Origin of the sequence: Paraburkholderia sp. BR10882 (assembly GCF_040948855.1) — a bacterium.
GTDB lineage: Bacteria > Pseudomonadota > Gammaproteobacteria > Burkholderiales > Burkholderiaceae > Paraburkholderia > Paraburkholderia nodosa_A.
Window position 1 is genome coordinate 61,468 of record NZ_JBFPKP010000029.1, and the last position, 6,459, is coordinate 67,926.

The following is a 6,459-nucleotide window of genomic DNA, read 5'->3' on the forward strand; positions in this document are numbered from 1 at the left end:
CCTTGTTTTAGTTTGTTATTGGATGTCGGTGGCGCTCACGCCCGTCGGCAACGACTGCGGCAGATAGGCTTGCCCGGAGAACGCGCCCATATGGCCGCCGGAATGAACCACAAGATTGGGAAGCTCGACGGCCAGCGGACCACGGCCAGGATTAGCGGTGCGCTGCGAGACGCGCGCACTGTCGTATTGCGTGAAGTAGGTGCCGAGCAGTACGGGGAGGTTCGGCATGATCGGCCCACTCCACGCAATTCCAAATACTGTGCCCGCCGCCGTAGCGTACTCACGGACGACCGTGCCGGTGGCGAAAGTCGTTTGCGTCACCGTGTACGAGGCGGCGCTCGCGGTACCCGAGACGCCCGATGCAGCATGGACGACGGCCGCATTGGCCGAACTGGAGACAGCTCCAGCCGGCGCGGGCGTGGGCATGCCGCCGAGTGCAGCCGAGGCAGGTGCCGCCGCACCGAGCGCAGCACAGCTGAACGCCGCGCAAAGCGCGGCGTGCAAGATCTGATTCGACATCAGGAGAGAACCCTTTTTATGGTTGGTTTTATCGCGCACATCGGCGCAGGTTTGCCGTTGCCATCCTTGCGAAAATCAACGGCGAGAATCGAACCCTCACTTCACGCCGGGGTGTCCCGGGAGACTACCCGAAATGCCCTGCCGGGTCCGCTGAACGGTGTATCTATTTCTCTAGTCTCCCCAGTCGCCCCAATTTGCTCGCAGTTGGTTTCAATCATTGAGCTTTAGTTTGCCGAGGCGATCTCTGCCTCGATTATCCTGGCTGTTATCTTCGATCTGGTACACGCGCGTACGCACCGCGGGAAGCTCGGGCGGCTCCTTGGCGATTCCCCAGGCGCTCAGCAAGCCTTCGAATGACGCACCGGCCGGCGTCGTCCGTGGCTCCGGCAGTGGGACGCCGGTAGAACGGTAGCGCGCGGATCCTCGCGCACTCGCGCCCTTATTGATGCGTTCGGCAGCCCCGTTGCGCATGGCGTAGCGCACGACATCCGACGCTTCGCGCGAATTCATCAACCCCGACGCAGTGATTTCGCTGACCGACGCGCTTTCGCGTTGCGCCAACCAGTGCAGCAGCGTAAGCGCACTAGCGTGAACCTTCATTGCAGGCCTCTCCCGTCCTTGTCTTGTCCCTGTCCCCGGCGAAGATCACGCGATGCACTGAACGGATTTCGCGGCGTTTACCATGTCATGTCGACACCCGCGAGCCAGAGTCGCGTCCATGCCGTTGCGCTTGATAGCGCCCGCGAACGTCAATCCCGTCGTGAGGACCGCGCTCGTCCGGAGCGTGAATTGCGTGTGCAGGCGTGTGCTGCACGGTGAGATGGGCCATCTGCTTTGCATTCGTTCATTCCCCGCACGCGCATGCGTTGGCGGTAACCCCCGAGCGGCCGGCGTGCCGCGTGTTTGCAATCGTATTAATTCTGTTCTTAAAAGGCTATCGGCAACCTTTAGACGAATCTTTAGCGCAGACCATTAGTTTATGAACGCTGCATTTACGCAGTCGTAATAAAAATGTAGGGATTTGAAATTGAATTGAATAACTCACCGAAAATCTCAGTGTGCCATTCCACATACTCGTCGCCCACAGCCCGTCACAATCGACGCGGCCGTCCGGCCAGCGGCGAATGATGCAAAACACATAAACGCCACGCTGGCGCTTCGAGGCAACCGCAAATAAAAACGCACAAGGGATTCGAATGGAGTCGATCATATTGGGTCAGTGCGTGAAGGGCGCATGGCGCGACGGCTGGCGATATTTCCGTCACCACCCCGTATTTGCGGTTTTGCTACTGCCCTACGCGTGGCTTTCGTCGTCCGCCGTGAACACCCTGAGCCCCGACCGCACGCCGCCGTTCCGGCTCCTCACCTACCCGAGCTATTGGCGATATCTTGGCTGAACCTGGGGACTGGCCATCCTCGCTCCGGTGCTCGTCTGCCTGGATACGGGAAGTGTGGACCGATACGCGCGGGCATTGCTGGAGCATCTGGCCCATCCAGGTGTCGCAGGACTACCCACGCTCACGGCCTCGGTCGTCGTCGCCGCACCCGGCCTCGCGACGCGGCACCAGGCTCTCGCTTCGCTCGACACCCACAATCTGCTGGGCACCGCACTCGCTGCTTTCGGCGCGCTCTATCTGGGCGCGCCGTGTTCCGCCTGGCTATTTCGGCGCTACGCCAACACCCTGAAGGCGAGCCTGGCGCGCTGAAGCCCGCTCACGCTGCCGGCGCGCGCCGCGCGAACAGGCGCCGCGTCAGATCGAACGCTACGAGGTTGCCCGAGACGACCAGCAAAAGCCCGATAACCGCAAGCAAGGACCACCGGTAGCCCTCGTAGACCGTCGAAACGGCCAGCGCGACGATCGGGAACAAGACCGTGCAATACGCCGCGCGCTCGGGCCCGATCCGGCCAACGAGCGTCAGATAGGCCGTAAAACCGATCACTGACCCTGCTACGACGAGCCAGGCCAGCGCGCCGAGATAGCGCGCATCCATTTCGAGCCTGAACGGCAATCCGGCCGCGGCACTGCCGGCCACGAGCACAGCGGTGCCGATCAGCATGGCCCAGCCGTTCGTGACGAGCGGATTGAGCCCCATCGACTGCATGCGGCTGGATAGCAGATTGCCCGTGGAAAAGCACAGCGTGCCGAGGAAGGCCACGGCGAGGCCGAGCCACGCGGTCTGATCGCCGATATGGCCGGCCATCTGCTGCAGGAAAAGACAAACGATCCCGATCAGGCCCAGTACGGCGCCGCCCACGGCGGAGGGTTGCAGCGGCCGCCCCATGAAAATGCGTCCGTTGATCGAATTCAAGAGCGGCGCGGTCGAAAACACCACGGCCACGAGCCCGCTCGGCACGATGTTCTCGGCATAGTAAAAGCACAGGAAATTGAGGCAGAACAGCGCCAGCCCCTGGGCGACGAGATAGCGCCACGCCGCGCGCGGCGGCCAGACGGGGCGGCGCATCACGCCCAGCAGCGCAAACACCAGAAGTGCCGCGAGCCCGAAACGCCAGGCGATCGAAACGGGCGCGGGCACGACGCCAAGCTGCCACTTGATAGCGATCCAGGTGGTGCCCCAGATCAGGACGGTGAGCACGTAGAGTAAGAGATTCATCGCGGGAAAGGACCTCGAGTCGATGCCACAACTATGGCGCACGGGGCCGGCGCGGACTTGTCCAGGATTGCGCATTTCTTGCCTGCGCCCGGCCACGGCCAGCAACGGCGGGGGCGCGAGCGTATACTTTCAAAAGCCGCTCTGACTACCCGCTTTGTGGACCCCATCACCGCCTTGCAGCACGCCGCCCCGACCATGAACGCCCAGGTGCCGCTTCCCGCACCCGCCCTCGCCAATACGCCCTTTGGGCTGCATTCGGTGTGCCGCACGCTGAGCGAGGCCAATGCGACGCTGGAGCGCTTTGCGTGGCTCGGCGACCAGCTCGCGGCCGCCGTGTGGACGCGCGTCACGCGCGAGGCCGAAACCGTCTATGACCGGCCGGGCCATCACACGCTGTCGTGCTATCTCGACGGCGGCTACCGCACGGAGCGGCAGAAACTGCCTGGCGTGTACGGCGCGCCAAGCCGCCTCTGCGCGCTGCCCGGCGACCATGAATCGCGCTGGTGGGTGCGCGGCCACATGCATTTCATGCACCTGTATTTCCTGCCCGAGCACTTCACGCAGCGCGCGGTGCGCGAGCTCGACCAGGAACCGCGCGAACTCACTCTCGCTGACCGCACGTATTTCGAAGACGAACGCATTGCCGTGCTCTGCCAGGCGCTGGCCAACGAAAACTGGGCCGATCCAGATGGACTTTTACGCAGCAACGAAACGGCGCACGACGTGCTGAGCCTGCTGCTGCGCAGCCAGGGCGTGCGGTGCGCGGGCGCGGCCCTCAAGGGCGGCCTCGCCGTATCGACACGGCGGCGGCTGCGCGACTATATCGACGCCCACCTGGGCGAGACGCTGACGCTCGGCGCACTGGCCGATGTCGCGTGCCTTTCCGAGTACCATCTCGCGCGCATGTTTCGCACCTCGTTCGGGCGGCCGCCGCATGCGTGGATCGCCGCCCAGCGTCTGGAGCGCGCCCGCCTGCTGTTGCGCACGACTGCTCTGCCGCTCGCGCAGATTGCCGCAGAGTGCGGGTACGCGAACACGAGCCACTTCAGCCATCGCTTCCGCGATGCATTCGGCGCCGCGCCGAATGTCTATCGTCAAGCATTCCTGAAGTAGTCGTTTGTCCCTCGATCCCGCGGTGCGTGGCTCCATGTTTTGCCGCGCGGCTGGGTCTTGTCGCGACTGCCGGGCCTGCCTATCGTGACGTCATGCCCTCGACGTTCACCGCAAAGAGCCCGTCATGTTCCGAACCATCGTCGAACACACTTCGCGTTTTAGCGCCGTTTTCCCCTTATCGCCCGCTCTGCGCACGACCTTGCGCGGCGGCGCTATTGTCCTTGCGGCAGTCATGGCATTCACGCTTGCGCTCACGTTCGCGCCACACAGCACTCGCGCTAATCTTGCGCTGTGTGTTGCATCGTACTCCGAATCATTTTCGGAACACGACAGGATAGATGCACACAACGCCCAGTCCCTCGCGATCGAACGCTGCATCGACTAGCCGCGGTACTCCATCAGCAAAAATCAAAAATCCCCCATAACGCCGAGGCTTTGTCACAATGTGCGCTACGCGTCGGCAATGAGACGCCTTGTCAAAGGAGATCGTGATGGCGGAACTTGTGACTTGCCTGTGGTTCGATGAAGGTAGAGCACGCGAAGCGGCGGAGTTCTACGCCGCGACGTTTCCGGACAGCCATGTCGGGGCTGCCCATGTATCCCCGATACCAGGCATCGGTGCGGGGGCGGAACTGGTGGTCGAATTCACGGTGCTCGGCCGGCGCTTCGTGGGCCTGAACGGCGGCCCCAACTTCCAGGCGAACCAGGCCGTGAGCTTCATGGTCGAGACCCACAGCCAGGAAGAGACCGACCGCTACTGGAACGCCATCGTCGGCAACGGCGGCGAGGAATCGGATTGCGGCTGGTGCAAGGATCGCTGGGGTTTTTCGTGGCAGATCACGCCAAAGCGCCTGCTCGAATGCGTCTTCGGCGCCGATCGCGAAGCCGGCAAGCGCGCGATGGAAGCGATGATGACCATGCGCAAGATCGACATCGCCGGAATCGAGCGCGCCGCCGCAGCGAAGTAGGCAACACGCCGCCGGACACCGCAATCGCCACATAGCTGGCATGCAGATGGCGCCGACATGGCGCGCGTGTCATATCAGGCGCATAAAGCGCCAACCACGCCGCGAGCAGGGAACGATACCTGCGAGATGCCCTCGTACGCACAAGGGCGACGCTCACGATAGGTGAGCCGCCGCCCTGACATTCATCGAGCGGTCGACGCCAGCCTGAGCTGGCGCCGCCGCGATGCTTGCGAGGGCACCATGGAGTCTCGCCAGAGGCGTTCGATCGAAGTCGACTTTTTCCGCGGCGTCGTGCTGATTGTGATCGTGCTCGATCACATACCGGGCAGCGCCTTGGCGCAGCTGACGCTGCACGCTTACGCGCTGTGCGACTCCGCCGAAGTGTTCGTGTTTCTCGGCGGGTACGCGTCGGCCGCGGCCTTTATGGTCGTGCGCGCGCACCGTGGCATGAGCGCCGCGCAAGCGCGCTTCCTGCGCCGCAGCTGGGAGATCTACCGCGCCTATCTGCTGACCGCCCTCCTCACGCTGCTTTCTGGCGCGATGCTCGCGCTCCTGAACCTCAATCCTGCCGCCGCCGACCTGAGCGGCTGGGCGTCGTTTGCCACGCATCCGCTGCGCGAGACCCTCCACGTCGTCTTGCTCGCCCGCCAGCCGTATCTGTCCAGCGTGCTGCCGATGTATGTCATATTTGCGCTGTGCGTGCCCGCAGCCGTCCCCTTCGCCCGCCGCGCGCCGCTCGCCACGCTGATCTGCAGCCTGCTGCTCTGGGCCTTCGCGCCGCTGCTGGCTGCGCTCATCGGCGCGAGCACGCTCGCGAACTGGCCGTTCAACCCATTCGCGTGGCAGTTGATGTTCGTATTCGGCATGCTCTGCCGGCTGCACCCGCTTCCGCCCGGCTTCAAGACCTCGGAAACCGCGCGCTGGCTGGTACGATGCGCGTTCGCCGCGGTGGTGCTGTTCGCGGCGGTTAAATGGTTCCTCCTGATTCAACCCATGCCTGGGGCAATGAAACAGCATCTGGCCTTCGCGCGCGTCGTCAACTTCATCGGCATTGCCATGGTGGCGGCGTATTTCGTCCATCGCGGCACGATCGCGCGGATCGCCGCGCGCGTGCCCGCCGTCGTGACCGTTGGCCGCACGGGACTCGTGTGTTTCGTCGGCGGCACGCTGATCTCGGTGATCGTCGACACCGCCACGCCACACGCGCTGCACGGCGCGGCGGCGTTCGCGGCAGCGCTGGCTGGCG

At 63.9% G+C, this 6,459-nt stretch carries 9 protein-coding genes; 6 read left to right on the forward strand and 3 right to left on the reverse strand.

Annotated features, from left to right (window positions below):
• Positions 1-15 precede the first annotated feature (15 nt).
• Together AB3X99_RS37720 and AB3X99_RS37725 are read right to left on the reverse strand one after the other, a co-directional pair.
• On the reverse strand, positions 16-519 hold the full coding sequence (locus tag AB3X99_RS37720; RefSeq protein WP_083245199.1) for a DUF2844 domain-containing protein: 504 nt from the start codon (positions 517-519) through the stop codon (positions 16-18).
• 210 nt (positions 520-729) lie between these two features.
• Entirely contained in the window at positions 730-1,119 is a 390-nt protein-coding gene (locus tag AB3X99_RS37725; RefSeq protein ID WP_368619880.1) for a hypothetical protein, read from the reverse strand.
• A gap of 596 nt (positions 1,120-1,715) precedes the next feature.
• Between AB3X99_RS37725 and AB3X99_RS37730 the strand changes: the two genes are divergently transcribed.
• Both AB3X99_RS37730 and AB3X99_RS37735 read left to right on the forward strand, forming a co-directional pair.
• The gene (locus tag AB3X99_RS37730) at positions 1,716-1,916 is read left to right on the forward strand and encodes a hypothetical protein (protein ID WP_368619881.1); all 201 of its coding nucleotides are present in this window, start codon (positions 1,716-1,718) and stop codon (positions 1,914-1,916) included.
• A 54-nt stretch (positions 1,917-1,970) separates the two neighbouring features.
• Positions 1,971-2,225, forward strand: coding sequence for a hypothetical protein (locus AB3X99_RS37735; protein ID WP_368619882.1), 255 nt, complete (start codon positions 1,971-1,973; stop codon positions 2,223-2,225).
• Between the two features lie 7 nt (positions 2,226-2,232).
• Here the strand turns inward: AB3X99_RS37735 and AB3X99_RS37740 are convergent, their stop codons facing one another.
• Entirely contained in the window at positions 2,233-3,132 is a 900-nt protein-coding gene (locus tag AB3X99_RS37740) for a DMT family transporter (RefSeq protein WP_069263782.1), read from the reverse strand.
• A gap of 195 nt (positions 3,133-3,327) precedes the next feature.
• On the opposite strand from AB3X99_RS37740, the gene AB3X99_RS37745 reads away from it, so the two are divergent.
• The 4 genes from AB3X99_RS37745 to opgC form a co-directional block, all read left to right on the forward strand.
• Positions 3,328-4,245 (forward strand): helix-turn-helix domain-containing protein, encoded by a 918-nt coding sequence (locus AB3X99_RS37745; RefSeq protein ID WP_368619890.1) that lies wholly within the window; start codon positions 3,328-3,330, stop codon positions 4,243-4,245.
• A 124-nt stretch (positions 4,246-4,369) separates the two neighbouring features.
• Complete coding sequence (locus AB3X99_RS37750) at positions 4,370-4,630, forward strand: hypothetical protein (RefSeq protein WP_368619883.1); 261 nt, start codon at positions 4,370-4,372, stop codon at positions 4,628-4,630.
• Between the two features lie 106 nt (positions 4,631-4,736).
• On the forward strand, positions 4,737-5,213 hold the full coding sequence (locus tag AB3X99_RS37755) for a VOC family protein (RefSeq protein WP_368619884.1): 477 nt from the start codon (positions 4,737-4,739) through the stop codon (positions 5,211-5,213).
• A 240-nt stretch (positions 5,214-5,453) separates the two neighbouring features.
• Positions 5,454-6,459 (forward strand): OpgC domain-containing protein (opgC, locus tag AB3X99_RS37760; RefSeq protein WP_368619885.1); only part of this gene is annotated, 1,006 nt, incomplete at its 3' end.